This is a genomic window from Glutamicibacter sp. NPDC088483, assembly GCF_044753145.1.
Classification (GTDB): Bacteria; Actinomycetota; Actinomycetes; order Actinomycetales; family Micrococcaceae; genus Glutamicibacter.
Genome location: NZ_JBIVMP010000003.1, coordinates 63,311 through 88,678, shown reverse-complemented (window position 1 = coordinate 88,678; position 25,368 = coordinate 63,311). Strand labels below are relative to the sequence as shown.

Sequence of the window (25,368 nt, the reverse complement as noted above, 5' to 3'; positions counted from 1 at the left end):
CGTAAGTGGTGTGTGCCGTGGATTCCAACGGTATCACCAAGTTTTGGGCGAATTGCCTGCCACCAGTAATCATTACCGGTCCTTCCAGCGGATCAGGGCGTCCAGCGCCTCGATCTGCTGACCGGCAACCCGTAGCGGATTGATTTCAAGTTCTTCCAAGTCCTCGCCCAGCGACTGCGCAACCTGGGTGATCTGGAAGATCACCCGCGCGAGCTCGTCCAGATCGGTGGCCTCGCTGCCGCGGAAGCCCTTGAGCAGCTCGATGCCGCGCAGCGATTCGAGCATGCGGCGGATCTCCGCCAGGCTGACCGGCAGCAGGCGCAGCGCGGTGTCCTTGAGGATCTCCACCAAAACGCCGCCGAAACCGACTGCCAGCACCTTGCCCCACTGCGGATCGGTGATGATGCCGACCAGCAGCTCGTTGCCGGCAGGGCGCATCGGGGAGACCGTCACACCTTGGATTTTCGCGTCCGGAGCCAGCCTGGCCACCGAAGTGACGATGAAGCCATAGGCCTCGGTCACCTCTGCGGCGTCTTTCAGCATCAGGCGTACGCCCCCGACCTCGGTTTTGTGGGCGATGTCTTCGCTGGCGACCTTCAGCACAACCGGGTAGCCGATCTCCTCGGCCGTTGCGACTGCTTCCGCAGCGCTATTGACCACACGGCCCGGCACATAGGGCACGCCGTGCGCGCGCAGGAAGTCGCCGGTCTGGATTTCGCTCCACTGCTCGGCGCCTTCGGGCTTGGCAATAGCGGCCGGAGCCTCCAGCTGCGGTTCGGCGGCCAGCTGCGCGGTGCGCTGTCCCCACCAGACGCTGTGCCCGGCGGCTTCGATGCCGCGGTCAAAGGAGTCCGAGGCGTGCGGCAGGCCGTGCTCGGCGGCGAAGCCGCGCGCGAATTCGTTGACCTCGGTGGGCAGGAAACTCATGGCCACAACCGGCTTGGCCGAATTCTTGAGCTGGCGGTGCAATCCTTCCTGGGTGGGCTTGCCCAAATCCACCATGAACTGGTTGTTCGGCCAGGAGGTGTTCAGCACGACGAAGTCGAAGTTCTCATCATTGATGAATGCGTCGCCGGCCTTGGTGAGGATCGAAGGATCCACCGAGATGTAGCCGGTGGTGTCCATCGGGTTGTTCACCGCGGCGAATTCCGGCAGGCCGTCCGCGCGCAGCTGGCGCACCGTGGATTCGGCCGGGGTGGGCAGCTGCAGGCCGGATGCCTCGGCCTTGTCGGCGACCAGCGCGCACATTGCGCCGGAGCCGGTGACCACGCCGAAGCGCGGGCCGGGCAGCGCGCCGTAGGATTCAAGGATCCCGGCGGTGGCGACCAGGTTCTCGATGTTCGCCACGCGGATCACGCCGAACTGCTTGCACACCGCGTCGAAGATCTTGTCATCCCCGGCCAGCGACCCGGTGTGGGCGGCGGCGGCCTTGGCCGAAGCCTCGGAGGCGCCAGCTTTGAAGATCACGATCGGCTTGCCGGCTTCGCGGGCGCGGCGGGCCACGTCCAGGAACTGTGCGGTGTCGGTGACCTGCTCCAGGTAGGAGGCGATGACCTTGGTGTTCTCGTCATCCACGAGCATCGACATGACGTCGATGGCCGAAATCATGGCCTCGTTGCCCACGGTCACGGAAATCGAGGTGCCAACCCCGCGGCTTGCCATATACGGCAGCAGGTAGATGGCCAGCGCGCCGGACTGGCTGGCCACGCCGACTCCGCCGGCCACCAGCGGCAGCTCCGTCATGTGGGCGAAGGCTGCTACCTTGGCATGCGCATTGATGAAGCCCAGGTTGTTCGGGCCCAGGATCAGCTGGTCGGCTTCGCGGGCGCGGTCCACCAGCTGCTGCTGCAGCGCCTGCCCTTCCGGCCCCGCTTCGCCCAGGCCGGAGGCCAGCACGATCAGGTTGCGGATGCCGCGGTCGATGCACTGTTCCTGGATCTCGGGCAGCGAGTTCGTGCCGGTGAGCACGATGGCCAGTTCAGGGGCTTCGGGAAGCTGCGCAATGCTGGCGTAGGACCCCTGCCCGTGGCATTGTTCCCCGCGGCGGTTGACCAGGTACAAATCCCCGGTGAATCCGGCGGCCCGGAGATTGGAGTGGGCGAAGTGGGACCAGGTGGAGTTGGTGTTCGCACCGATAATCGCTATGGAACGCGGTTCAAGCAGCTCGCGCAGGCGCTGGGGCGAGAGGGTTTCGTTGGTGCGGAGTTCATTGGTCGCAGCGGTCATGCCTTGGGTGTCCTTTCACGGCGCGCTCCGTCGTCGTCGGCGGGCGCATTTCGGGCTACGGCCCGAAAGAATGCTGGGGATTACTGGAGTCTCGGGCTTGCGGTTCAGGGGTGCGGGTGGGCTGCGCCTAGCTGCGCGGCAGCCCCAGGATCCGCTCGGCAATCACGTTGAGCTGGATTTCGATGGTGCCTCCGCCGATCAGCGCCGATGGAACCGAGAGCTGGGAGTTGACGGCGTCGGCCGGTGCGTGGGCGAAGAGCGCTGCGGGTCCGGCAAGCTTCAGCAGGTCCCCGGCCGCCTGCCGGGCCAGGCGGCCGTGGGCCACCTTGGCCAGCGAGGAGCCGGTGCCCGGCTGCAGGCCGTTGACCTGGCGCAGGGTTTCGCGCAGGTTCATCGCCCCGATGGCGGTGCTGATCGCGGCGGCGCGGCCCAGCACCTCCAGCGCGTTCCGCCGGGTTCCGGCGAAGTTCTCCCCCAAGATCAATTCGCGCAATCCGTCCTCGGTGCCCATGGAGACACCGGAGGAAATCTGGGTGCGCTCGTTCTGCAAGGTGGTGGCGGTAATCCGCCAGCCCTGGCCCGGCTCGCCCAGCAGGTAGTCGTCCGCGACGAACACGTCATCCAGGAAGACCTCGTTGAATTCGGCTTCGCCGGTGGACTGGCGCAGCGGGCGCACGTCCAGTCCGGGAGCCGACATGTCCACGAGGAAGTAGCTCAGGCCCTTGTGCTTGGCGACCTCGGCATCGGTGCGGGCCAGGCAGATGCCCCAGTGCGCTTCGTGGGCCCCGGAGGTCCAGACCTTCTGGCCGCTCAGTTTCCAGCCGCCGTCCACCTTGACGGCTCGGGTGGACAGGCCTGCCAGGTCGCTGCCGGCTCCGGGCTCGGAGAACAGCTGGCACCAGATCAGTTCGCCCTTCAGCGTGGGCAGCGCGAACTGTTCCTTAACCGCTTCGGAACCGAAAGCGAGGATCGTCGGCATGGCCCACTCCCCGATGACCGAGGATGGCTGCAGCATGTCGCGGCGGGCGTATTCCTGGGAGATGATGACTTGTTCGGCCGGGCTGGCGCCCAGCCCGTAGGGGGCTGGCCAGTGCGGGGCGGCCAGGCCGTTTTCGGCGAGGAAGCTGCGGCGCGAGCCGCGCGAGTACCAGCGTCCGGCTTCGTGCTCGTTGCGCAGTTCGGCTGCGGTGTCCAGCAGCGCGGCGATGCGGCTGCGGAACGCGGAGTCCTGCTCGTCCAGCTCTACCTCGATCTTGCGTTCGGTGTGCAGTGCGGCTTCGCCGGCTGCCTCCAGTTCGCCGCTCAGGGCGGCGTTCAGCGCGTTCAGGCTGATGGCCCGGCGCCAGTACAGGTGGGCGTCGTGCTCCCAGGTGAAGCCGATGCCGCCGAGGATGGTGATCGCTTCGGTGACTGCTTCAATGGATGGGACAATCGCTGCTTCAAGCGCGCCGGCGGCGGCCAGGTGCTGCTGGGCTTCGTCCTGGCCGACGGAGACGACGGCGGACCAGGCTGCGGAGGTGGCCATTTCGGCCGCGATCGCCAGGTTGGCGCATTTGTGCTTGATGGCCTGGAAGGAGCCGATCGGGGTGTTGAACTGTTCGCGGATCTTGGCGTAGCCGGTGCTTTCCTCGCTGGCCCAACGCATGATGCCGGCGGCTTCCGAACCGGTGAATCCTGCGTGCAGCGCGGCGATCTTGCTGGCAGTGGCGTTGCCCAGCACCGCGTCGGCGAGAATGACGACATTGTCCAGGACCAGGGTGGCCGCGTCGCGGCCCAGGTCGGTGCCTTCGGCCGGGACCATTGAGACCCCGGCGGCCTGCGCTTCGATGACCGCGTAGCGGACGGTATCCGCAACGGTGAAGCCCAGCACCAGGTACTTGGCGGCCAGTGCGCCGATGACCTGCAGCTGGCCGGCAACGGCCCAGCCTTCGGAGATCTGCACGACCTTGAGCTGGCCGGTGGCCAGTACCAGGGCTCCGGTGGCGCCTTCGGCGAAGTCCGCGACGATCGGCTGGTTGTAGGCGTTCGGTTCGGCCAGGGTGACCGCTGCGCTGGCCAGCACGGTCGGCAGGAAGGGGCCTCCGACGTAGCGATGGCCGAATTCCTCGATGACGATGGCGGTCTCCACCAGCGTTCCGCCTTGGCCGCCGAGCTGCTCCGGGATGTGCAGGGCATGCAGGCCGGTCTCCAGCAGTTCGTTCCAGAAGCTTGGAAGTGCACCGGTGGCCAGCTGCTCGTGCTCGTCCCGAGTGATCAACGTGTCTACGCTTCGGCGGGTGAAATCGACCACGGCCGACGCGAGATCATTTTGTTCCTCGGTCAACGACAATGCCATGTCCAGTGCTCCAATCAGGGAACTTCGCTCCCCGTCCAGAATGTGACCGGGGTTACTTATATTCAATAACTGAAACTAGACTCTAGTTTAAGTTTGTTACCTAGGCAACACCTTTTCGGAAGAAAAACTGCTTGACATTCGCGAGAATTCAAGGGGCCGCGGCAAGGTCGATTTTCCGTGGACCGCTCGACGTGAAGGTACGCGAAAACGGGCTGTGCGCTCCGGCGGGTTTCGCAGGAATCATCGCTCCAAAGCTTACCGAAATCGCTGGGGTTGCTGGTTTCCCCTATGCGAGCGTGCAACCTTCCAGCTTCATTCGCCCCGGCATGGAAAACGGGCATGGAAAAGCCGTGGCTGGGACGGGTTGTGCCCATCCCAGCCACGGCTGTCGCATCACTGCTTACCAGGTATCCCTAGTTCCTAGGAATCGAGGTTCGGCTCCGATCCGGGAACCGGCGTCTCAGCCAGCGGAATTCCGCCGGTTACCGCGGGCACCGCAGCCGTATCCGGATTCGCATCCACGTCCTCGGCCGGGCCAGCGAACTGCGACTGGTACAGCCGGTAGTAGGCTCCCTGGGTCCCCAGCAGGTGCTCGTGGTTGCCCTGCTCCACGATCCGGCCGGACTCCATCACCAAGATGGTGTCCGCGTCGCGGATCGTGGACAGCCGGTGGGCAATCACGAAGCTGGTGCGGTCGCTGCGCAGCGCGGCCATCGCCTGCTGCACCAGCAATTCGGTACGGGTATCCACCGAGCTGGTCGCCTCGTCCAGGATCAGCAGCGACGGGTTGGCCACGAACGCGCGGGCAATGGTGATCAGCTGCTTCTCGCCGGCCGACACGTTGGTGCCTTCCTCGTCGATGATGGTGTCGTAGCCATCGGGCAGCGCGCGCACGAAACGGTCCACGAAGGTCGCCTTCGCGGCCGCGATCACTTCCTCATCGGTCGCATCCAGCCGGCCGTAGCGGATGTTCTCCATGATGCTTCCGCCGAAGAGCCATGCGTCCTGCAGCACCATGCCAACCTTCGAGCGCAGGTCGGCGCGGGAAAGATCGGTGATATCGCGGTTATCGAGCATGATCTTCCCGGAGTTCAGCTCGTAGAAGCGCATCACCAGGTTCACCAGCGTGGTCTTGCCCGCGCCGGTCGGCCCGACAATCGCCACCGTGTGCCCCGGATCCGCATCGAAGGACAGGTCCTCAATCAGCGGCTTGTCCGGGGAGTAGGAGAAGGACACATTCTTGAAGGAGACATGCCCGTCGGCGCGGGCAGGAAGGCTGTCCTGCGCGTCGTCCGGTTCCTGTTCCTCCGCGTCCAGCAGCTCGAAGGTGCGTTCAGCCGAAGCCACGCCGGACTGCAGCATGTTCGCCACGCCGGCAATCTGGCCCAGCGGCTGGGTGAACTCGCGGCTGTACTGGATGAACGCGGTCGCGTCGCCCAGGCTCATCGTGCCCGAAGCCACGCGCAGCCCGCCCACCACGGCGATGCCCACGTAGGCCAGATAGGACACGAAGTTCATCACCGGCATGATCATGCCCGAGACGAACTGGGCGCCGAAGCTGGCCTTGTACAGTTCCTCGTTGCGCGCGGTGAAGCGGTCCACCATGTCCGCTTCGCGGCCGAAGACCTTCATCAGCTCGTGGCCGGAGAAGGATTCCTCGATCTGCCCGTTCAGCGCCCCGGTGTTCTTCCACTGCGCGGTGAACAGCTTCTGCGCCCGGGTGCCGATAATGCCCGCGGCAGCTGCCGAAAGCGGCAGGGCCACCAGCGCGATCAGCGCCATCTGCCAGGAGACCACGAACATCATGATCACGATGCCGATAACGGTCATGGCCGAGGAGACCAGCTGGCTCAGCGCCTGCTGCAGCGCATTCTGGATGTTGTCCACGTCGTTGGTCACGCGCGAGAGCAGATCGCCGCGCTGGCGCGTGTCGAAGTAGTTCAGCGGCAGCTTGTTGATCTTGTCCTCGACGTCCTTGCGCAGGTTGTAGACCACGCGCATGACCAGCTTGTTCAGCAGCCAGCCCGAGGCCCACGAGAAGAGCGAGGCGACGAAGTACATGGAGAGCACGATCAGGATGTACTGCGAAAGCTGGGTGAAGTCGATGCCCTGCCCGGGGACGAAGTCCACCTTGGAGAGCATGTCGGCCTGGGTGCCCTGCCCGGAGTCGCGCAGCTGCTGGATCACCAGCTCCGCGGGCGTGCCGGCCGGGATGTTCTTGCCGATCAGCCCGGCGAAGATCACGTCCATGGCCTTGCCCAGGATCCGCGGTGCGATCACCGAGAGCACCACGTACACGGTGATCAGCGCGAACACCAGGACCATGCCCAGCTTGTACGGGGACATCAGCCCGACCAGGCGCTTGGCCGATGGCCAGAAATGCTCGGCCTTGCGTACCGGGGCGCCACCGCTCCAGTCGTCGGCTCCCGCCGCGGCATCGAATTCATTGACGTCCGCAAGCTCGCTTTCGAGCTGTTCCGGATCGATATTCTTCTGCTTCTTCGCCATTTAGGCCACCTCCTCCACGCTCAGCTGGGATGCCACGATTTCCTGATAGGTTTCCGAGGTTTCGAGCAGTTGCTCGTGGGTACCCCGGGCCACGATTTCGCCATGGTCCAGGACCAGGATCTGGTCCGCACCGGTAATGGTCGATACGCGCTGGGCCACGATGATCACCGCGGCGTCCTTGGTCGGTTCGGCCAGGGCCGCACGCAGCCTGGCATCGGTGTTCACATCCAGTGCCGAGAACGAATCATCGAACAGGTAAGTGTTCGGCTTCGCGGCCAGGGCCCTGGCAATGCACAGGCGCTGGCGCTGGCCGCCGGACACGTTGGTGCCGCCCTGGGAGATCTTCGAATCCAGCTGGCCTTCGCGTTCGGCGACGAAGCCGTCGGCCTGGGCCACCTTCAGCGCATCCCACAGGTCATCCTCGGTAGCGTCCTGGGCGCCGAAGCGCAGGTTGCTGGCGATGGTCCCGGAGAACAGGTAGGGGCGCTGCGGCACCGCGGAGATGTTCCGCGAAATGGTGTCGCGTCCCAGTTCCCTCAGCGGCACCCCGCCGATCAGGATTTCGCCTTCGGTGGCGTCGTAGAGCCGCGGGATCAGGTTCAGCAAAGTGGTCTTGCCGGCACCGGTGGAGCCGATGATGGCAGTGGTCTGCCCCGGCTTGGCGGTGAAGGAGATATCGTTGAGCACCGGCGCCTCGGCGCCGGGGTATCCGAAGCTGACGTTCTTGAATTCCACGGTGCCCGGGGTGGGCAGCGCGACCTGCCGTTCGGCGGCGTCGAGCATGCTCGGCTCGCTGTCGAGCACCTCGGAGATGCGGTCGGCCGAGACCATGGCACGGGGAATCATCATGGCCATGAAGGTACCCATCATGACCGCCATCAGGATCTGCAGCAGGTACTGCAGGAAGGCGGTCAGCGCGCCGACCTCCACCTGGTTGTTATCCACCCGGTGCCCGCCGAACCACAGCACGGCGGCGGTGGACAGGTGCAGGATCATGGTGATCGCCGGGAACATCAGCACGAACAGGTTGCCGACCTTGACACCGAGGTCGGTCAGCTTCTGGTTGGCATCGGCATAGCGCTGCGTCTCATGCTCTTCGCGCACGAAGGCGCGCACCACGCGGATGCCGGTGATCTGCTCGCGCAGCACGCCGTTGATCCCGTCGATGCGGGTCTGCATATCGCGGAACAGCGGCATGAGCTTGATGACCAGCAGGCCCACGACAATGAGCACCAGCGGTACCGAAACCCAAACGAGCCAGGACAGTCCGGGATCTTCGCGGATCGCCATGATCACGCCGCCGATGGACATGATCGGCGCGGTGATCATGAAGTTCAACGCCATCAAGGTGAGCATCTGGATCTGCTGCACGTCGTTGGTGCCGCGCGTGATCAAGGTGGCGGCGCCGAATTTGTTGACGTCCTGGGCCGAGAAGGTCGAGACCTTCTCGAAGACCGACTGGCGGATGTCGCGGCCCACGCTCATGGAGGTCTTGGCCCCGAAATAGACGGCTGCCACCGCGGTGGCTACCTGGATGAGGGCCACCACCAGCATCAGTCCGCCGGTGCGCCAGATGTAGTCGATATCGGCTTCGACCACGCCGACGTCGATGATCCTGGCGTTCAGGCTAGGGAGATAAAGAGTGGCCACGGTGGTGGCCAGCTGCAAAATGACTACAGCAATGATCCACCCCGTATACGGCTTGGAGTGTTTTAAGATGAGCTTGAGAAGCATGTGGAAAATCCTCGCTGGCATCAAGCTCTCCGGCATGCTGGACCTTCGGATTAAGGGCAGCGTGATTGAAGAGCGATTGCCAGTCTAGCGCTCGCCTTGGACACTTTGAATCATCCTTGCGATTGATTTTTATCAATCACTGTCAGGCATCCGCATTCCCGCAGGATCCCGGGCATGGTGGCGTTAATCATAAACCGTGTATTTACCGGCAGGACAGGTGCCGGTTACTTGCCACCAGCTCCTCTTGCGGTGGACATCATCGTTCTGCCGAGTCCTGTGCCCCGTGGCCCAGATAGGCCAAGGCGGCCACCACCTGGGCGCGGGTTCCGGTTTCCAGGGTCGGATGGATCACCGGCGCGAAGAATGGCGAGTGGTTCGCCGGGATCTTCGAGGCAACGGTGCCCTCGGCGACCGCCGCCCGGTAGGTGTCCGGTTCCGTGCAGCCCACCGTCCAGTAGGCGTACGGGATGCCGAAAGCCTCGGGGATGATGCTGAAATCCTCCGAGGCGGTGGCCGGTTCGGCCTGGTAGACCTGGCCCCGGTCGAAGTGGGCTTCGAAGGCCTTGGTGATCCGGTCGTTGGCCACCGCGTCGTTGCTGGTCAGCGGGAACTGGTCGTAGAACGCGAAGTCCGGTTCCTTGGGCGAGCCGGCCGCGGCGCATTCGCCGCGAACGATGCGTTCGATGGAGTCGATGACGCGCTGGCGCAGCTGGAGATCATAGGTGCGAATGTTCAGCAGCAGCTGGGCCCGGTCCGGGATGATGTTCGCGGCGCTGCCGGCATTCAACGCGCCGACGGTCAATACTGCGAACTGCCCGGGTCGGGTTTCACGCGAAACAATGGTCTGCAGCTTGAGCACGATGGACGAGGCCAGGACTACCGGGTCCACCGAATTATGCGGCATCGAGCCGTGCGCACCGCGCCCGTAGACGGTGATGCGCAGGCTGTCGCCGGCGGAAAGGATCGGTCCCGCGGTGGTGCCGATCCTCCCCGCTTCGACGGGCATCACGTGCTGGGCCAGCGCCACATCGGGCTTCGGGATCCTCTCCACCAGCCCGTCGGCCACCATGGCCTTGGCCCCTGCGGCGGTTTCCTCGGCTGGCTGGAACAACGCCAGATAGGTGCCGGACCAGCGCTCGCGGTTCCCGGCCAGGAACCTGGCCGCTCCCAGCAAGGTGGCCATGTGCATGTCATGGCCGCAGGCGTGCATGGCCCCGGGGACCGTGGAGGAATATTCCAGCCCGGTGTTCTCGGCGACCGGCAGGGCATCCATGTCGGCCCGGGCCAGTACCACCGGCCCCTCGCCATTGCGCAGGATTCCGACGATTCCGGTACCGCCGATCAGGCAGGTTTCATAGCCCAGATCCTCCAGTTCCTCGCAGATTCGCGCCGAGGTCTCGTGCTCGGCCAGGCCCAGTTCCGGATGCCGGTGGAAATGCTTATAGAGCTCGGCCTGCCAGGGCAGCTGCTGCGAGATCGAGGCGGTGATTTCCTGTGCGGTGCTGCTCATTGGCTTCCTTCCATCGCGCCCAGCATCTGAGCCCCAGAGGCCCCGCTGGCTTATCCGCTGTCAATCTATCCCCTGGCCGGCAGGACAGTCCAGAATCCGGCCGATTGCACCGGGAGCAATGGCCGGCTCAGGCCAAGGCCGCTAGCGGTCCTGCTCGGTGCAGATGCAGAAGCGGTTGCCCTGGTGGTCGCTGGCTATGGTGAAACCCGGAGCGCTGCGCTCATCGAGCACCGCACCCTGGCTTTCCAGCTGCGAAAGCACGGCTGCGCTTTCGGTGTGGGGAACCCACACATCCAGATGCAGCCGTGAGGGATGAGGCGTCGGGGTGTGCTGGAACCAGATGGCCGGCAACCTGCCCGCTGGATCGGCGAGGCTGCCGTCGGGTTGCTCGCGGTAGCCCAGGCCGGCGGCCCAATCCCCGGTTATGGCTTGGGCGTCGTCGGTGTCGATGCCGATTTCCACCACCTTGATCAAATCCAGGCGCGCTTTGGCATGCAAGGCGGCGGCCCGCTGCGTGATTTCCGAGGCCAGCGCGAGGTCCCTTTCGGTGATGTCGCCACCGGCGTCGTGGGACACGGTCGAAACGAACAAGAGGTTGTAGCGCCAGTCCACATCAGGATGGTGGTTGGCCATCTGCGCTGCGGCAGCGATGTCGCTGAACAATTCGATGGCTTCTGCCGAGCTCTTGGTCTCGTACACGGTGCAGAGCTTCCCGGCCAGCTTGCGCCACTACGGCAGAGCCTCCAGCCGAGAGGCCAATTCGGTGCTTTCAATGCGGTCGTTTACGGTCATGATCTCCTCCTCCTGGTGCAACTGTGGCACCACTTCCGGGCCGGCTCAAGCGGTCGGCCGCAACGCACAGGTTGGCGCCAGCGCCAGCTGCTGCGAACTGGATGCCGCCTGTGAACCGGAACTCGGCTGGTCCTGGCGCAGGCGAATCGGCTTAGCCTCGATAGCAAGAGCGCAAGGAGGGCCCCATCCCATGCTGAATATCTTCCAGGCCAAGATCAGCGACTCGACGCTGGATGACATCACCTCGGAGGACAGCAATCGCAGGCGCCGGCTGCTGAGCCTCGACGCCCTGCTCGTGATTGCAGCCGTCGTGCTGGCGGCTCTGCTCGGCGCATTCGACCAGAAGAAGAACATCGAACAACAGGCCGACGGCTTCGCGGTCCAGCTGCAGTTTCCCGCGGTGGTCCGTGCCGGCAATGAAATCCAGCTGAGGGTTGGGATCAGCTCTGCCGACCCTTTGCCCGAGACCATCACGCTGGACCTGAGCGAGGACTATCTCATGCTCTTCGAGGACTTCTCGGCCTTTCCCGAACCGGAGTCCGAGTCGAGCCGAGCTGACGGAACCATTGAATTCGAGGTGGCCCCGGCACCGGGGTCGCGGCACATGGTTGCCACCCTCACGGGTCGGGCTTCGGACGAATGGTCGCCGAGCGCCAAGGGCGTGCTCGGAATTACTGCCAACGGCGAAAGCACCGACCTGAAGATCAGAACTTGGAGGATCCCCTGATGGAAATAGTCATCCGCGCAGCCACCGCCTTCATCATCCTGTGGCTGGTCACGCGCGCCGCCGGCAGATCGACCCTGGGCGAGCTCAGTTCCTTCGAGCTGGTGCTGTTCGTCGTCCTGGGCGACCTGGTGCAGCAGGGCATCACCATGGAGGACCGTTCGCTCACCGGAAGCCTGCTGGCAGTATTCACCATGGTGGTCCTGGCCGCTGCGCTGAACTTCGCCAATATGCGCTGGCCCAAGCTGGGCAAGCTGATGCAGGGCCGCCCGATTGTGCTGGTCCGCGACGGGGTCCTGGACCGCAAGGCCCTGCACAACGAGCGCATTGGGCTGGACGAATTGAGCATGCTCGCCCGCCAGGCTGGCATCGAGAACTACAGCAGCATCCGGCTGGCGATTCTGGAAGCCAGCGGCAAGATTTCCTTCTTCACCCAGGAAGCCGAATCCCGTCCGTGACCATATAATGCAATTGGAAGAAGGGGCATCCCTGCACGGGATGCCCCTTCTGCGGTTCTCAGCCCGCCGGTGCGCTACTGCTGATCGGGTGTTTCGCGCTGGTCCGGCAGGTTGGCGGTCCGCTCGGCGTCCAGGCCTTGCTCGTCATCCTGGTCGGGGTAGTCCAGCAGCGTATCGTCGACCGGACGCTGCCCGTCAATCGGTTCGGGTAGCAGCGTTTCGGGATTGAGCGCCAAGGGATCGCCGTCGTTTTCCTCCAGCACCCGGTCTGCTCCGCGCAATGGATCCTCGGCGTCCTGGGCCTGGGGTGCATCCGATGACCCAGCCGCCGGCTGGCTATCGCGCCCATCCAACGGCTCGTCCGTGTCCGAGTCCTTGCGCACGTCGTCGAATTCAGAATTATTCAATGACATTCCAGCTCCTTCTCGTGTTTCCAATCGGTAATGATTTCCAAGGTGGTCTTCAGCTTCTGCCGATGCTGCTTGCGCATGAATTCCAAGGTAGTCCCTTCGAAATCCGGGTCGGCCGATGCGGTGGCATCGGTGGCCACCGCCACCGGCAAGTTCGCAGCGAAGGCATCGGCCGCGGTGGCGGAGATGCACGTCTCGGAGGAGACCCCGGCGAGCACCAGCGAACTGGCGCGGCGCTGCAGCAGCAGGTCCTTGAGCGCCGTATTCCAGAAAGCGCTGTCCCTGCGCTTGACCACCTCGATGGCCCCGTCCAGTTCCAACTCCGCCAGGTACGCGGCCTGCCCCGTTCCTTCGAACAGGTAGCCCTGGTCGTCTTCGAGCATCTTCAGCGTCCAGGTGGATTTGTCTTCCTTGTGCACGGTGCGCACGCTGATCACCGGGTATCCGCAGGCCCTCGCCGCTACGGCCAACTGGTTGCAGCGGGCTGCCAGATCCTGGCGGGCCAGTGCCAGAGCCGGATCCTCGAAGAATCCTTCTTGCAGGTCAATGAGCAGCAGCGCGGGGTGGCTGAAGTCGCTTGTCGCGCTCATGGCTCAGCATGTTCGGCGCAGTGCTGGCAGCAGTACGCCTTCGGGCCGTGGTGGACGGCGTGGCCCAGAATGGCGCAACCGCAGTGCGCACACCTTTCGGCCATGGCGTGGATGGCGCATTCGAAACTGTCGAAGCGGCCAGAGCGCCCGTTCCGGCTGAGCATGAACACCATTTCGCTTGCATTGCCGCAGATATCGCAGGTCTGCATGGATTGCCTCCTGAACTCGGATTGGCCATGGAACAGCTAGCGGTCCCCTTCGCCTTCGGAATACTGGTCTTCCGGGGAATCGTCGAGGTCGGGGTCAGCTCCTTGGACAGGAGGCAGGTGATTCCCGGGCTGCTCCAGGTCCTCTTCTGATGGTTGCCCGGAGTCGGCTGGCAGGTGTTCGTCGTCGGGTTGCCCCAGCGGCCAGAGATTCTCAACCAGGTCCTTGTCGGGATCCTTGAATCTGTCGGCAGCATGCGAAATGGCATCTTTGGCTTTGTCGATGAATCCCATGGTCATTCTCCTCACGTTGCGTTTCCCGGTTCTCTACCAACTACCAGCTATTGGCGGCATAAGTACATGATTAATCGGCTGTTGCCAGAGTCGAGGGGCACATCTGCAAGCTCGCTGGCAATGGTTGAAGACCTGCTTGTTGTGCTGGAGCGTGGAGGGTGTCCCACAGGAATACGCGAAAGGAGCACGATCATGGTTGCAGTCAAGGAACTAATGACCTCGCCTGCCAAATGCGTCAAGGAGCAGGACTCGATTCAAGTCGCCGCCCAGATGATGAAGGACCTCGGGGTCGGCATGCTGCCGATCTGCGGCAAAGACAACCGCCTGGCCGGCACGATCACCGACCGCGACATTGTCATCAACTGCGTTGCTGACGGCGTCGTGACTTCCAGCACCAAGGTGGCCGATTACGCCCAGGGCAAGCCGGTCACCATCGGAGCAGACGACTCGGTCGAAGAAGCCATCCGCACCATGCAGGAACACCAGGTGCGCAGGCTTCCGGTCATCGACGGGCATTCGCTAGTCGGCATGCTCGCCCAAGCAGACGTCGCCCGCTACTACGACGAGCAGAGCACCGGCAACCTGGTCGAAGGGATTTCCCAGGACTAGGATCTCCCAGCCCAGCCGGACCGCAACGCAGAGCGTCCGGGAAAACCATGGTTTTCCCGGACGCTCTGCCCTTGTTCTCATGCGATTCTCCTGGCGGGAACGCCGTCACCGTCCGTTGGCGTCTGTGCCTCCCCGCGGATCGTCCAAGGAGCTCGGTCCCCGGATCACGCGGTACAGGCCGTAGATGAAGACCAATGCGCCCCAGCCGGCCACGATCCATAGCGGCCCTGAGGTGCTGTCAGGCGCTGCGAGCAGCGCATAGATGGCGAATCCTACGGCCACGAGCCCGCCGACTATCGCCAGCCACAGGCCAGCGCGATGTTTGCGGGGGCTGTCCGCTGCTTTGCCCGTCATGGCTTTTCCCTTCGCTGGAGGGAAAGTTCAGCCCGCGTCATAGCGTTCTTCCCTTTCCTCGGATTCATCTTCGGTGTTCTCGTTGATGCTGCCGCGGCGAACCACGCGCTCGTCCCCTGGCTGGGCATCCTCATCCGGTTGGGTGGTGCGAGCCGGATTCTCGGGCTTCTCGCGTTCACTCATTGTGTCTCCTTCCGTGGCGGTCTGCTATGAATTGCGCAGGGCTTCGATGAGTTCGGCCTTGCGCATTTTCGAACGGCCATCAATGCCGATTTCCTTGGCCCGGTCCTGCAGCTCCCCGACCGTCCAGTCCTCGTAGTCCCCGGCTTTGCCTCCGCGCTTGCCGACTGCTGACCGGCCGTCGCGGGCGGCGGCATTGGCGATGCGCGCCGACTTCTGCTTGGAGTTCCCCTCCTCGCGCAGCTCCTCGTAGAGTTCTTCATCCTTGATCCGGCTCTTGCCTGCCATGGGTTTCCTCCCTCGTACGCTTCGCCAGCTGGCCCTTTTGCAGTGCCAGCACTGTGCGTTCCACGCTAGCCACTTCGCTGATCAGGGGACAGTGCCCCTGCCGGACTTTGCGCTGAATCCCAGACTTCAGCGGTAGCACAATTCATGCAGCGGGGTGCGAAACTGGATCTTCGCAGAAAAAAGTCTGGCTGTTGCCGCCGAAGGTGGAGGTGATCCTGGCGCAGCGGAAGGCCCGGAGCACACTGGATGTGAACCCGGACGCCGCTGAGCGCACCGCGCCGGCGTCCTGCCGCAACAGCAGGAGGAAATCCCATGCCCGAGAAGAATCCCCAGAACCGCTCTGAGCCGCTTAGTACCGAAAGCGAAGACCGCGCCGGCAAGGAAAAGATCAGCCCGCCCGAACAGCGCCAGGAGGAACCCGGCCTGGACCGGGATCTGAAGCCCAAGGCGGATCACGGCGAGCGCAGCTACAAGGGCCGGGACCGGCTGTCTGGAAAGCGCGCTTTGATCACCGGCGGCGACTCCGGCATCGGCGCGGCGGTGGCCATCGCCTTTGCCCGCGAGGGGGCCAAGGTCGCCTTGGCCTATCTGCCCGCCGAACAGCCTGACGCCGACGCCATCGCCGGGGTCCTGGAAGATGCGGGAGTCGAAGTCCACCTGCTGCCCGGGGACCTGCGGGACCGCAATTACCGCGATTCATTGATCGACGAGGCGGTGACCGCGCTGGATGGCTTGGACATCCTGGTGAACAACGCCGGCAAGCAGATCAGCGTCGAGTCCCTGGAAGAGCTGAGCGACGAGCAGGTCGAAGCCACCTTCGATGTGAACATTTTCGCGATGTTCGCCTTGAGCCGCGCAGCCCTGCAGGTGCTTCCCGAAGGCGGCTCCATCATCAACACCACCTCCATCCAGGCCTTCGATCCCTCGGATCACCTGATGGACTATGCCGCCACCAAGGGCGCGATCAGCAACTTCACCAAGTCGCTGGCTTCCCAGGCCGCGAAGAAGGGCATCAGGGTCAATGCCGTGGCTCCCGGCCCTATCTGGACTCCGTTGCAGCCTTCGGATGGCCAGCCGATCGAGGCGCTGCCTGAGTTCGGCCACGATACCTGGCTTGGCCGGGCCGGCCAGCCGGTGGAAGTGGCCCCGGCCTATGTGTTCCTGGCCAGCGATGAAGCTTCATACGTGGTCGGTTCCACGGTGCATGTGAACGGCGGCAAGAATCAGCCGTAGGGCCGTGAACCGGTCCCCGGGCGATAGCGCCCGGGGATCAATCCACGTCATCCTTGCTGATGGTGAATTCCATGTTCCTCCGCTCGTATTCGCGCTGGCTGAAGGTAGCGCGCTGGACTTCCTTGACCTCGTCAAAGCTGGAGCCGATGGCCCCGCCCATGGTTCCCAGCGAGGATGCCAGCCATGCAAGATTGATGTATTCGGCCATCGTGACATCATGGCGCAGCTGGTAGGCGAGGTATTCCTGGTCAATGACAATCAGCGAGCCTGCCAGCAGGGCAAGGAACAAGAGCAAGTACATGGCCGTCGCGGCAAACCCGACCGTCAGCACGGTGGCCGCGTTGTAGACGACCATCCGCTCACGGCGGCGGTTGCCCTTGGGCCTCTCCCACAACCGGTTGTGCAGCAGCAGCCAGAGCGTGAGGATCAGGATGCTTGAGACCGTGATCAGCGAAAGCCGCCCGACAGGCAGGTAGTCGGCCATGGACCAAATGCTCGTGTAGAACACGCCGAAGGCACCGGTGGCCACCGCACCTGCCATCGCGGAGGAAAGCCGCGGCACCAGTTTCCACGGCTGGTTGCTGCGCACCATCCCGGCAATCAGCAGCAACCGCCCACGCAAACCCTCGATGCTCGAGATGCGGTTCTGCTCGTTCTGCCCGTCCTGCCGGCTGGCGTGCACGCTCATCGCCCGTCCCAGCGGGGTCGGAGGCGGAGCCGGCTGCTTGCCGGTAGCCAATTCCCTGACCAGTTCGGCCAGTTCCCGTGCCACGGTGCGCGGCCGGGCCAACCCGAGGCTGGGCATGGAAAGCACGGCCGAGGCATCCTCGACGGAAATCACCGAACGCACCGGCCGGTTCTGCACATAGTGCGGTGCATCGGTCAGGTAGATGATGAAGTCCCAGCCATGCTTCTCCCGCAGCCTGGGCACCTTGTCGCTCAGCGCGACCCGTCCGCTCTCCCCCAAGGGCAGGGAAAAGGGAGCTACCTGCACGTCCCATTGCTGCTCGTGCTCCTGCAGCTTCTCCATGACCCCTTCCAGCCGGGCAGCGATCCGATTGGCCATCGCGTCGGCTATGCCAGGGTCGGCAATTAATCCCACCGTGCGCTTCTCGGGCTCTTGCACGCTCATCAGCACCTCGCAGCTCTCAGGGCAGCAGCTTGGCCCGCTCCCACAGCACACACTAGGAAGTCGCGCCCGGGCCTGCAGTGCCGTTCAGCAACCTTGCAGGAACCGGCACCGGCAGTGCACGCTTGATCCCCGGAATTCCGGGGATCCCCGACTCACAGGCAATGCCCATCAAACTTGCCTTGTTCCCTGCTGCCCGGTGTGGAATGGTCGGTGCCATCGCCCCTCTGATGAAGAAAGGACAGTCCATGGAATCCAACCAGCCAGAAGAAGAGCGGCACCCGGGGACCACTCCAACTCCCGATGAGCCCGCGGAGGAAAAACAGAATTCTGTCGGGGACCACGAAGACGCGTTCGAGCAGCCAGCCGAGGAGCAGGACCCGGACCAGGTGGATACCGACCAGTTCAATACCGACTGATCCGCGCTTGTGTTCCCCCGGCGACGATATGACTAGGAGATAACCTCTTGAAAGCATTGACATGGCAAGGTAAGCGAAAGATCGGTTTCAGCGATGTCCCGGATCCGGTGATCCAGGACCCCGGAGACGTCATCATCAAGGTCACTTCCACCGCGATCTGCGGTTCGGACTTGCATCTCTATGAGTTGCTGGGCCCCTACATGCATGCGGGCGACGTACTCGGCCACGAAACCATGGGCATCGTCCAGGAAGTTGGCAGCGGCATTACCAAGCTGTCGGTAGGCGACCGGGTGGTCATCCCGTTCAACATCTCCTGCGGCCACTGCTGGATGTGCCAGCACGACCTGCAGTCGCAGTGCGAGACCACCCAGGTGCGCAAGCACGGCAAGGGCGCCCAATTCTTCGGGTACTCCGAACTCTACGGACAGGTGCCCGGCGGCCAGGCCGAATACCTGCGCGTGCCCCATGCCGATTACGGTGCGGTGAAAGTAGGCGACCAGCTGCCCGACCACCGCTACCTTTTCCTCTCCGATATCCTGCCCACTGCGTGGCAGGGCGTGCACTACGCCAATGTCCCCGACGGCGGAACCCTCGCGGTCTACGGCCTCGGGCCGGTGGGCCAGCTCGCCGCGCGCATCGGCCGGCACCTGGGCTATGAGGTGCTGGGCATCGACCCGGTGGCAGAACGCCGCGCCATGGCCGAGCGCCACGGCATCCAGACCCTGGACTTCACCAAGGACACCGTGGGCGAATTGCGCGGGCGCACCGGTCGCGGCCCCGATGCCGTGCTCGATGCGGTGGGCATGGAAGCCCATGGTTCCCCGGTCTCCTCGATGTTCCAGCAAGCCACCGGGTTGCTGCCGGACAAGGCCGCGCAGCTGGCCATGGAGAACGTCTCCGCGGACCGCACCAGCGTGCTGGATTCGGCCATCGATGCCGTGCGCCGCGGCGGCACCCTGTCGATCAGCGGCGTCTATGCCGGGGCCGCCACCCCGATGCCGATGGTGAAGCTGTTCGACAAGCAGATCCAGATCCGCCAGGGCCAATGCAATGTGCGCTCATGGACCCAGAAGCTGCTGCCGCTGGCCGAGGATGCAGCCGACCCGCTGGGCCTGGACGACTTGGTCACGCACGAGCAGCCGCTCTCGAACGGCCCGCAGATGTACGAGACCTTCCAGAAGAAGCAGGATGCGTGCATCAAGGTGGTGCTCAAGCCCTAGCGGCTAGGCGCTTTTCTTCCCGGAACCGGAGGCCTTCTTCTTGTGTGGCGAGGAGGAGGCCTCCTTTGCCGTTGCCTTCTTCGTGGCTGGTTTCTTGGCTGCCGCCGCTTTCTTCGCAGGTTTCTTCGCCGCTGGCTTCTTCGCCGCAGAGGCCTTCCCATCCTTGGCTGCCTTGGCCGGGGCCTTGGCATTGCGCCCGTCGATGCTGCGCTTGAGCGCCTCCATCAGATCGATGACCTCCCCGGACTCGCTGCCCTGGTCCGGGGAACCGAAGGTCGCCTCGGTATCCAGGTCCTCGCCCTGCTCGATTTTCGCTTCGATCAGCGCCTGCAGCTGGACCTGGTAGTCATCCTGGAACTCGTCCGGGGTGAAATCACTGCTGTACTGGTCTACCAGGGCGGCAGACATCTTCAGTTCCTGCTCGCTGATCCGCGGTGATTTCTCCGGTGCCACTGCCTCGGCATCGCGCAGCTCGTCCGCCCACATGACCGCTTGCAGCACCATCACCTTGGATCGGACACGCAAGATGCCCAGCCGGGTCTTCTGGCGCAGGGCGAAGCGCACCACTGCCAGCTTCTCGGTGTCCTGAAGCGTTCGGCGCAATAGCTCGTAGGCCTTGGGCGATTTGGAGTCCGCCTGGAGATAGTAGCTCTTCTCCAGCATCAGGGGATCTACTTGGCTGGCCGGGACGAACTGGACCACCTCGATTTCGCGGCTCTTCTCCGCAGGCAACGCGTCCATGTCCTCATCGGTGAGCACAATGGTCCGTTCTCCGTCCTCATAGGCCTTGTCCAGATCCTTGTAGGCGATTTTCTTCCCGCACACTTCGCATCGGCGCTCGTAGCGGATCCGTCCGCCGTCCTTGTCATGGACCTGGTGCAGGTCGATGTCGTGGTCCTCGGTGGCGCCGTAGGCCTTGACCGGCACGTTCACCAGGCCGAAGGCAATTGATCCAGTCCAGATAGCTCGCATGGGCATAGTGAAGCATCTTTCTAGCCAGTGTGTCACTGCCCTAGTGATTCTGGCAGGCAGCGCTGAGGTTCGGCAGCGCGAAACGCAAAGCTTGCTTGGAACGCTGGATTCCCCGGCGCCGCTCGGGAAGATTGGTCCCCACAAGGTAAAGCAAAGGACAGCGCATGGCACGCAGGGAGCAAACCGTCACCGTCGCGGGGCACACGCTGAAGGTCAGCAATCTGGATAAGGTCCTGTACCCGCAGACCGGGACCACCAAGGGCGAAGTCATGGACTACTTCCAGCAGGTGGCCCCGGTGCTGATTCCGCATGCCGCGTGGCGCCCGGCCACCCGCAAGCGCTGGGTGGACGGCGTGGGGACCCCCGAAGAACCGGGCAAGGTGTTTTTCCGCAAGGATCTCGAGGACTCTGCCCCAGGCTGGATTCCCTCGGCCAAGTTGCAGCACAAGACCCACTCCAATATCTATCCGCTGGTCAACAACGAGGCGGTGCTGGCCTGGATGGCCCAGGTGGCTGCGCTGGAAATCCATGTTCCCCAGTGGCGCTTCGATTCCTCGCTGGAACCTGCCAATCCGGACCGGCTGGTGCTGGATCTGGATCCCGGTCCGGGCGCCGGCTTGGAGCAGTGCGCTGAAGTCGCCTTGATCTGCCGGGAGATTCTCGACGGCATGGACCTGCCCAGCTTTCCAGTGACCTCGGGTTCCAAGGGCATCCACCTCTATGCCGGACTGGATGGCAAATACACCTCGGAGCAAGTCAACGAGGTGGCCAAGGAATTGGCCTCCACCTTGCAGAAGGAGCATCCGCAACTGGTTCTCGCCAGCATGAAGCGCTCGCTGCGCGAGAACAAGGTGTTCGTGGACTGGAGCCAGAATAACGCCTCGAAGACTACCGTCTGTCCGTATTCGCTGCGCGGCCGGGCACGGCCCACTGTCGCGGCCCCGCGGACCTGGGAAGAAATCGAAGCGCCGGGTTTGGAGCAGCTGGACTTCCACGAGGTGCTGGACCGCATTGCTGATGGAATCGATCCGCTGGCGCAGCTGACCTCGGGACAACAGCAGGACCCCGATCGCCTAGCGGTCTATCGCTCCAAGCGCGATGCGGCGCTGACACCTGAACCGGTGCCGGAGCAATCCGGGAATTCCCAGTCCGTGCAGCCGGGCGGAAAGGACGGCACCGGCTTCTCCTTTGTTATCCAGGAACACCACGCCCGCGCGCTGCATTGGGATTTCCGCCTGGAGCACGACGGAGTGCTGGTCTCCTGGGCGGTGCCCAAAGGCCCACCCCTGGAACCAGGAATCCAGCGCTTGGCGGTCATGACCGAAGACCATCCGCTCTCCTACGCAAGCTTCGAAGGCAGCATCCCCAAGGGCCAATACGGTGCCGGGGAAGTATCGATCTGGGATTCGGGCAGTTGCACCATCGAGAAGTGGCGCGAAGGCAAAGAAGTCATCGCAGTGCTCACCGGCTCCCGCGAGGGCGGGCTGGGCGGAGTGGACCGGCGGTTCGTGCTGATCCAGGCCGCAGGGATGGGCGGCAAGGACAATTGGTTGCTGCAGCTGGCCAAGGAACAGCCGGTAGGAGCCGATGCGGGAACGTCCGCTGATTCCGGTGACGGAGAACCGGAGGCTGCTCGCGAGCCTAGCGCCAAGCAGGCCGTGGCTGATCTGTCGGGCCAAGCGTTGCGCCCCATGCTGGCCACTGCCGGCACTGCTCGGGAGATCTCCGGCGAGCCGGGTTGGAGCTTTGAAATGAAATGGGACGGCTACCGCGCGTTGGCAGTAGTCGATGGCGCCAAAACCAAGCTGATCAGCCGCAACGGCCACGACCTGACCGGAGACTTCCCGGAACTCGAAATCCTCGGTTCGCTGCTGCCGGAGCGCGCCGTGGTGGACGGGGAAATCGTCGCCCTGGATTCTTCGGGCCGCCCTGACTTCTCGCTGCTCCAGCAACGGGTGTCCCACCAGCGGAAGAAACGCACGAAGCAGGCCTCGGCCATCAGGATCCAGTACATGGTCTTCGACGTGCTGCAATTGCCATATGACAAGGATGCAGGACTGGTGGATCTGACTGCCCTGCCCTACGAGCAACGCCGCCAGCGGCTTGCGGGCCTGGATCTCGACCACCAGTACGTGCAGGTGCCGCCGGCCCACACCGGGACCTTGGAGCAGGCCATCGAGACCAGCCGTGCGCTGAGCCTGGAAGGCGTGGTGGCCAAGGAACGCGACTCCGTCTACGAGCTGGGCCGGCGCAGCACCAGCTGGGTGAAGCTCAAGCACCAGCGGCACCAGGAAGCTGTGGTGATTGGCTGGCGGTCTGGACAGGGGTCGCGCAGCCGCAGCCTGGCCTCGCTGCTGCTGGCCATTCCGGGAAATGGCGGCTTGGAATACGCCGGCCGGGTGGGCACCGGATTCAGCGACGCGCAACTGGCCGAAATCCGCGAGCGGCTTGAAAAGATCGAACGCAAGACTCCCCCGGCCAAGAACATCCCGGCAGCGCATCAAAGCGATGCGCACTGGGTGAGCCCGAAATACGTGGCAGAAGTCCGATACAGCGAACTGACCTCGGACCGCCTTCTGCGCCACCCGGTGTGGCGCGGCTGGCGCGATGAGAAGCAACCGGATGAGGTCCGCTGGGAACCGGCGGATCCGGCCGGGATCCAAACTCCAACTAACCGCTAACAGAGGAGCAGAACATGAAATTGCTGATAAAGATCTTCGGAACCCTGATTTCGCTCGGTGCAGGCTGGCTCGGAGCCAAGCTCGTCTCCGGGGTCTGGCATAAAGCCATGGGGGAAGAACCGCCATCGCTGGCCAACCCCGAAAAGCAGCAACAAGCCGCCGTAGGCAAGGTGCTGGCGTTCGCCGTGATTTCGGGGGCAAGCGCTTCTGCCATCCAGGCTATGGCCAAACGGTGGACGCGTTCCCTCGAAGCCAAGGCCGCCAACCGCTAGCAGGCCGCGTTCTGGCCGCTACCCGGATGCACCGGGTCGCGCAGCTGTTGCCCAGTTGCACGGCTCGGTGTTTTCGTTGGTGCCGGGCAGCTTTCTGCCCGGTGTCCATTGACCTGGTGCATCGCGGTGGCTGAAGGCCTGCGGGAATCGCATGGCGATTATTTGGCCGGTCGACAGCTTCTCCAGCAGGCAGAACTGCCAACGGGATCGCAGGCTTTTGCAGCAACCGAGTCTTCCTTGATGCCTTGGAAGCGCGCATCATGGTCCATGGCGAGGTTATTGCCTTCCAGAAGTCGTTGGAAATATATCCCAGAAGTCTCTGGCATTGAGTGCATCCACTGAATTAGAATGAAAATAAAATATCACTATATGAAAGTTGAATCGATGACTGCCCATTCTTCTCCGCTCACCGCCGGCCAGCCAGCGCCAGCCTTCTCCCTGCAAGATGCCAAGGGAGAGACCATCTCGCTTTCGGATTATTCAGGGCAGAAAGTGATCGTGTATTTCTACCCCAAGGCCGCGACTCCCGGTTGCACCACCGAGGCCTGCGATTTCCGCGACAACCTCAATTCGCTGCAGACGGCAGGATTCTCCGTTCTGGGCATTTCCCCGGACGCTCCGGAAGAGCTGGCTGCCTTCGCTAGCGATGAATCGCTGAATTTCCCGCTGCTTTCCGACCCGGGCAACGAAGTTGCCAAAGCCTACGGCTCCTACGGTGAAAAGAACATCGGCGGGAAAACCGTCGTGGGCACCCTGCGCTCCACCGCAGTCATCGATGAAGACGGCAGCATCCGCCAAATTGAATATTCCGTGGATGCCCAGGGGCATGTGGCGCGACTTCGCGATTCCCTCGGAGCCTAGAGGATTCCGCACCCGGATCTTTCCGGTGCCAGCCCGGATGCTTCGAGCCGGGGCCAGCTTTCACCGGCCCCGGCCACACCCTGCAGTCTGCGTTGAGGATCCTGGACGGCAAGCTACATCTGCATCTCGGAATGGGCATTGGCCAACAGATGCGTGAAAGCACCGCGCTCGAATGCAGCCCGCTGGCGGACCGCGCCGTTGCCTGTCTCCAGCATGTTCCTGAGTGAAATCACGGCATAGTCGTAATCTCCATGATCCTTCAGTGCGCCCTCAATGAGTCGGAGCATTCTGCGGGCCAGCTCCTCCACAGCGACCGGCTCTCCGGTTCGCGTGTCCACGTGCACTCCGGTGATTCCGTTCTTGGCCGCTTGCCACAGGGACAGGTCCAGGACTTCGGGCAGATACTCGAGCGCATCGAATTCGCCGGCCACCGCAGTCTCGACCAACCCTCGCATGAGCACGGCCAGCAATACCGAATCCTGCGCTCTCAACTGCGAGTCCGCGACCCGAATTTCGAGTGTCGGGTACTTCTCCGACAACCGGGCGGACCATCCGATGTGGCCAGGGTCGGGAACCGCATCGGTTCCATTGATTCGCGCAAGCCGAATCCCATAGTCTTTCGAATCCTTGAAGTACGGCGGAATTCCCTGGACGGACCACTTTCGGTAATGAATGGTTCTCCACGATGAAAAGTTGCTGTCGACCCCTCTCCAATACGGAGAATTGGCGCCCAGGGCGCAAAGAAATGGCAGCCATCCGCGCAAGAAGTTGAGCGCACGAATTCCCGCTTCGGAATCAGGGATGGACACATGGACATGCAAACCGCACATGTAATGCTCTGTCGCTATTCCGGAAACGAAATTGCCGATTTCCCGGTACCTTGCATTATCGGTCAGCTCCGGAGCCTGCTGGGCAATCATCGGCGCCGCCCCCAAACCCGCGACCAGCAGACCGCGGGAGGCCGCTTCGCCTGCCAGAGCCCTGCGGAAACTTCCCAGCTCATGCAGGGCCTGATCCCGGTCTTCGCAGATGGCACTGGCATGTTCTATTTGGCAAGCAAGCAGTTCGTTCTGCACTTCGCCATCGCGTTGCGAATCCAGCGCTTGCCGTAACGCTTCTTTATCCGTGCTGGCCGGCAACCCTGTTTCTGCGTCGAACATGAAGAATTCTTCTTCAATGCCAAAGGTGCTCATTTCGTGCCTCCCGGAATATGGTTGCTAGGGCGTCGGACCAGCAACCGGTCTGTGTGGACTTACTGCTGGCTAACCTGGTCTGCCTGATGCGAACTAGCGGGGAACTGCTCAACATTCTTCTTGCGCGGAACTGAATACCGCATGATCAATTCCCCTTCAGCTAGGCTGCG

At 63.4% G+C, this 25,368-nt stretch carries 25 protein-coding genes; 9 read left to right on the top strand and 16 right to left on the bottom strand.

Features of this window, described 5'->3' with window-relative positions:
- Positions 1-72: 72 nt before the first annotated feature.
- From ACIP6G_RS07180 to ACIP6G_RS07155, 6 genes are all read right to left on the bottom strand, one after another.
- On the bottom strand, positions 73-2,226 hold the full coding sequence (locus tag ACIP6G_RS07180; RefSeq protein WP_365942823.1) for an acetate--CoA ligase family protein: 2,154 nt from the start codon (positions 2,224-2,226) through the stop codon (positions 73-75).
- 127 nt (positions 2,227-2,353) lie between these two features.
- Positions 2,354-4,561 carry an acyl-CoA dehydrogenase gene (locus ACIP6G_RS07175; protein ID WP_365942824.1) on the bottom strand — a complete coding sequence of 736 codons (2,208 nt, stop codon included), beginning with the start codon at positions 4,559-4,561 and terminating at the stop codon, positions 2,354-2,356.
- A gap of 420 nt (positions 4,562-4,981) precedes the next feature.
- Entirely contained in the window at positions 4,982-7,069 is a 2,088-nt protein-coding gene (locus ACIP6G_RS07170; RefSeq protein ID WP_365942825.1) for an ABC transporter ATP-binding protein, read from the bottom strand.
- Positions 7,070-8,803: an ABC transporter ATP-binding protein gene (locus ACIP6G_RS07165; RefSeq protein WP_365942826.1), complete on the bottom strand. Its 1,734-nt coding sequence runs from the start codon at positions 8,801-8,803 to the stop codon at positions 7,070-7,072. It lies immediately after the preceding gene.
- A 256-nt stretch (positions 8,804-9,059) separates the two neighbouring features.
- Positions 9,060-10,313: a M20 family metallopeptidase gene (locus ACIP6G_RS07160; RefSeq protein ID WP_365942827.1), complete on the bottom strand. Its 1,254-nt coding sequence runs from the start codon at positions 10,311-10,313 to the stop codon at positions 9,060-9,062.
- A 141-nt stretch (positions 10,314-10,454) separates the two neighbouring features.
- Complete coding sequence (locus ACIP6G_RS07155; RefSeq protein ID WP_365942843.1) at positions 10,455-11,033, bottom strand: 4a-hydroxytetrahydrobiopterin dehydratase; 579 nt, start codon at positions 11,031-11,033, stop codon at positions 10,455-10,457.
- A gap of 262 nt (positions 11,034-11,295) precedes the next feature.
- On the opposite strand from ACIP6G_RS07155, the gene ACIP6G_RS07150 reads away from it, so the two are divergent.
- On the top strand, positions 11,296-11,832 hold the full coding sequence (locus tag ACIP6G_RS07150) for a hypothetical protein (protein WP_365942828.1): 537 nt from the start codon (positions 11,296-11,298) through the stop codon (positions 11,830-11,832).
- Positions 11,832-12,287 carry a DUF421 domain-containing protein gene (locus ACIP6G_RS07145; RefSeq protein WP_105656084.1) on the top strand — a complete coding sequence of 152 codons (456 nt, stop codon included), beginning with the start codon at positions 11,832-11,834 and terminating at the stop codon, positions 12,285-12,287. Before ACIP6G_RS07150 ends, ACIP6G_RS07145 begins: the two co-directional genes overlap by 1 nt.
- Positions 12,288-12,361: 74 nt before the next feature.
- On the opposite strand, the gene ACIP6G_RS07140 is transcribed toward ACIP6G_RS07145, so the two are convergent.
- Genes ACIP6G_RS07140 through ACIP6G_RS07125 form a run of 4 tightly spaced genes read right to left on the bottom strand, consistent with a single transcriptional unit; the run spans position 12,362 to position 13,787 of the window.
- Positions 12,362-12,700, bottom strand: a complete 339-nt coding sequence (locus ACIP6G_RS07140) for a hypothetical protein (protein ID WP_105656083.1) — start codon at positions 12,698-12,700, stop codon at positions 12,362-12,364.
- A complete protein-coding gene (locus tag ACIP6G_RS07135) occupies positions 12,691-13,287 on the bottom strand; it encodes a cysteine hydrolase (RefSeq protein WP_365942829.1) in 597 nt (198 codons plus the stop codon). Before ACIP6G_RS07135 ends, ACIP6G_RS07140 begins: the two co-directional genes overlap by 10 nt.
- Positions 13,284-13,496, bottom strand: coding sequence for a hypothetical protein (locus ACIP6G_RS07130; RefSeq protein WP_365942830.1), 213 nt, complete (start codon positions 13,494-13,496; stop codon positions 13,284-13,286). The genes ACIP6G_RS07135 and ACIP6G_RS07130 overlap by 4 nt, the downstream gene beginning before the upstream one ends.
- Before the next feature lie 36 nt (positions 13,497-13,532).
- Positions 13,533-13,787, bottom strand: coding sequence for a hypothetical protein (locus ACIP6G_RS07125; protein ID WP_133834809.1), 255 nt, complete (start codon positions 13,785-13,787; stop codon positions 13,533-13,535).
- 192 nt (positions 13,788-13,979) lie between these two features.
- Here ACIP6G_RS07125 and ACIP6G_RS07120 point away from each other — a divergent pair, with 192 nt between their 5' ends.
- Positions 13,980-14,396, top strand: coding sequence for a CBS domain-containing protein (locus ACIP6G_RS07120; protein ID WP_133834808.1), 417 nt, complete (start codon positions 13,980-13,982; stop codon positions 14,394-14,396).
- A gap of 105 nt (positions 14,397-14,501) precedes the next feature.
- Here ACIP6G_RS07120 and ACIP6G_RS07115 read toward each other — a convergent pair whose 3' ends face one another.
- From ACIP6G_RS07115 to ACIP6G_RS07105, 3 genes are read right to left on the bottom strand one after another with little or no spacing between them, the layout of a single operon-like run.
- Positions 14,502-14,750, bottom strand: a complete 249-nt coding sequence (locus tag ACIP6G_RS07115) for a hypothetical protein (protein ID WP_105656078.1) — start codon at positions 14,748-14,750, stop codon at positions 14,502-14,504.
- A gap of 27 nt (positions 14,751-14,777) precedes the next feature.
- The gene (locus ACIP6G_RS07110; RefSeq protein ID WP_181149051.1) at positions 14,778-14,933 is read right to left on the bottom strand and encodes a hypothetical protein; all 156 of its coding nucleotides are present in this window, start codon (positions 14,931-14,933) and stop codon (positions 14,778-14,780) included.
- 24 nt (positions 14,934-14,957) lie between these two features.
- Positions 14,958-15,218, bottom strand: coding sequence for a Rho termination factor N-terminal domain-containing protein (locus ACIP6G_RS07105; protein WP_332499151.1), 261 nt, complete (start codon positions 15,216-15,218; stop codon positions 14,958-14,960).
- Positions 15,219-15,530: 312 nt separating this feature from the next.
- On the opposite strand from ACIP6G_RS07105, the gene ACIP6G_RS07100 reads away from it, so the two are divergent.
- On the top strand, positions 15,531-16,451 hold the full coding sequence (locus ACIP6G_RS07100; protein WP_365942831.1) for an SDR family oxidoreductase: 921 nt from the start codon (positions 15,531-15,533) through the stop codon (positions 16,449-16,451).
- A gap of 37 nt (positions 16,452-16,488) precedes the next feature.
- On the opposite strand, the gene ACIP6G_RS07095 is transcribed toward ACIP6G_RS07100, so the two are convergent.
- On the bottom strand, positions 16,489-17,583 hold the full coding sequence (locus tag ACIP6G_RS07095) for a hypothetical protein (protein WP_365942832.1): 1,095 nt from the start codon (positions 17,581-17,583) through the stop codon (positions 16,489-16,491).
- Between the two features lie 245 nt (positions 17,584-17,828).
- Between ACIP6G_RS07095 and ACIP6G_RS07090 the strand changes: the two genes are divergently transcribed.
- Positions 17,829-17,999 carry a hypothetical protein gene (locus ACIP6G_RS07090; RefSeq protein ID WP_365942833.1) on the top strand — a complete coding sequence of 57 codons (171 nt, stop codon included), beginning with the start codon at positions 17,829-17,831 and terminating at the stop codon, positions 17,997-17,999.
- Between the two features lie 47 nt (positions 18,000-18,046).
- Positions 18,047-19,219 carry an alcohol dehydrogenase catalytic domain-containing protein gene (locus tag ACIP6G_RS07085; RefSeq protein ID WP_365942834.1) on the top strand — a complete coding sequence of 391 codons (1,173 nt, stop codon included), beginning with the start codon at positions 18,047-18,049 and terminating at the stop codon, positions 19,217-19,219.
- 3 nt (positions 19,220-19,222) lie between these two features.
- On the opposite strand, the gene ACIP6G_RS07080 is transcribed toward ACIP6G_RS07085, so the two are convergent.
- Positions 19,223-20,191, bottom strand: a complete 969-nt coding sequence (locus ACIP6G_RS07080; protein ID WP_365942835.1) for a Ku protein — start codon at positions 20,189-20,191, stop codon at positions 19,223-19,225.
- A gap of 164 nt (positions 20,192-20,355) precedes the next feature.
- Here ACIP6G_RS07080 and ACIP6G_RS07075 point away from each other — a divergent pair, with 164 nt between their 5' ends.
- The 3 genes from ACIP6G_RS07075 (at position 20,356) to bcp (ending at position 24,005) form a co-directional block, all read left to right on the top strand.
- Entirely contained in the window at positions 20,356-22,872 is a 2,517-nt protein-coding gene (locus tag ACIP6G_RS07075) for an ATP-dependent DNA ligase (RefSeq protein ID WP_365942836.1), read from the top strand.
- A 14-nt stretch (positions 22,873-22,886) separates the two neighbouring features.
- Entirely contained in the window at positions 22,887-23,144 is a 258-nt protein-coding gene (locus ACIP6G_RS07070; RefSeq protein WP_365942837.1) for a DUF4235 domain-containing protein, read from the top strand.
- Positions 23,145-23,528: 384 nt separating this feature from the next.
- Entirely contained in the window at positions 23,529-24,005 is a 477-nt protein-coding gene (gene bcp, locus ACIP6G_RS07065; protein WP_400289382.1) for a thioredoxin-dependent thiol peroxidase, read from the top strand.
- Positions 24,006-24,118: 113 nt separating this feature from the next.
- Here the strand turns inward: bcp and ACIP6G_RS07060 are convergent, their stop codons facing one another.
- The gene (locus ACIP6G_RS07060; RefSeq protein ID WP_365942839.1) at positions 24,119-25,198 is read right to left on the bottom strand and encodes a YbdK family carboxylate-amine ligase; all 1,080 of its coding nucleotides are present in this window, start codon (positions 25,196-25,198) and stop codon (positions 24,119-24,121) included.
- Between the last annotated feature and the right edge of the window lie 170 nt (positions 25,199-25,368).

Bases quoted from the DNA above. Each gene is read 5' to 3' on its own strand.
- ACIP6G_RS07180 (WP_365942823.1), bottom strand. From the start codon at position 2,226: ATGACCGCTGCGACCAATGAACTCCGCACCAACGAAACCCTCTCGCCC.
- ACIP6G_RS07175 (WP_365942824.1), bottom strand. From the start codon at position 4,561: ATGGCATTGTCGTTGACCGAGGAACAAAATGATCTCGCGTCGGCCGTG.
- ACIP6G_RS07170 (WP_365942825.1), bottom strand. From the start codon at position 7,069: ATGGCGAAGAAGCAGAAGAATATCGATCCGGAACAGCTCGAAAGCGAG.
- ACIP6G_RS07165 (WP_365942826.1), bottom strand. From the start codon at position 8,803: ATGCTTCTCAAGCTCATCTTAAAACACTCCAAGCCGTATACGGGGTGG.
- ACIP6G_RS07160 (WP_365942827.1), bottom strand. From the start codon at position 10,313: ATGAGCAGCACCGCACAGGAAATCACCGCCTCGATCTCGCAGCAGCTG.
- ACIP6G_RS07150 (WP_365942828.1), top strand. From the start codon at position 11,296: ATGCTGAATATCTTCCAGGCCAAGATCAGCGACTCGACGCTGGATGAC.
- ACIP6G_RS07145 (WP_105656084.1), top strand. From the start codon at position 11,832: ATGGAAATAGTCATCCGCGCAGCCACCGCCTTCATCATCCTGTGGCTG.
- ACIP6G_RS07140 (WP_105656083.1), bottom strand. From the start codon at position 12,700: ATGTCATTGAATAATTCTGAATTCGACGACGTGCGCAAGGACTCGGAC.
- ACIP6G_RS07135 (WP_365942829.1), bottom strand. From the start codon at position 13,287: ATGAGCGCGACAAGCGACTTCAGCCACCCCGCGCTGCTGCTCATTGAC.
- ACIP6G_RS07130 (WP_365942830.1), bottom strand. From the start codon at position 13,496: ATGCAGACCTGCGATATCTGCGGCAATGCAAGCGAAATGGTGTTCATG.
- ACIP6G_RS07125 (WP_133834809.1), bottom strand. From the start codon at position 13,787: ATGGGATTCATCGACAAAGCCAAAGATGCCATTTCGCATGCTGCCGAC.
- ACIP6G_RS07120 (WP_133834808.1), top strand. From the start codon at position 13,980: ATGGTTGCAGTCAAGGAACTAATGACCTCGCCTGCCAAATGCGTCAAG.
- ACIP6G_RS07115 (WP_105656078.1), bottom strand. From the start codon at position 14,750: ATGACGGGCAAAGCAGCGGACAGCCCCCGCAAACATCGCGCTGGCCTG.
- ACIP6G_RS07110 (WP_181149051.1), bottom strand. From the start codon at position 14,933: ATGAGTGAACGCGAGAAGCCCGAGAATCCGGCTCGCACCACCCAACCG.
- ACIP6G_RS07105 (WP_332499151.1), bottom strand. From the start codon at position 15,218: ATGGCAGGCAAGAGCCGGATCAAGGATGAAGAACTCTACGAGGAGCTG.
- ACIP6G_RS07100 (WP_365942831.1), top strand. From the start codon at position 15,531: ATGCCCGAGAAGAATCCCCAGAACCGCTCTGAGCCGCTTAGTACCGAA.
- ACIP6G_RS07095 (WP_365942832.1), bottom strand. From the start codon at position 17,583: ATGAGCGTGCAAGAGCCCGAGAAGCGCACGGTGGGATTAATTGCCGAC.
- ACIP6G_RS07090 (WP_365942833.1), top strand. From the start codon at position 17,829: ATGGAATCCAACCAGCCAGAAGAAGAGCGGCACCCGGGGACCACTCCA.
- ACIP6G_RS07080 (WP_365942835.1), bottom strand. From the start codon at position 20,191: ATGCGAGCTATCTGGACTGGATCAATTGCCTTCGGCCTGGTGAACGTG.
- ACIP6G_RS07075 (WP_365942836.1), top strand. From the start codon at position 20,356: ATGGCACGCAGGGAGCAAACCGTCACCGTCGCGGGGCACACGCTGAAG.
- ACIP6G_RS07070 (WP_365942837.1), top strand. From the start codon at position 22,887: ATGAAATTGCTGATAAAGATCTTCGGAACCCTGATTTCGCTCGGTGCA.
- bcp (WP_400289382.1), top strand. From the start codon at position 23,529: ATGACTGCCCATTCTTCTCCGCTCACCGCCGGCCAGCCAGCGCCAGCC.
- ACIP6G_RS07060 (WP_365942839.1), bottom strand. From the start codon at position 25,198: ATGAGCACCTTTGGCATTGAAGAAGAATTCTTCATGTTCGACGCAGAA.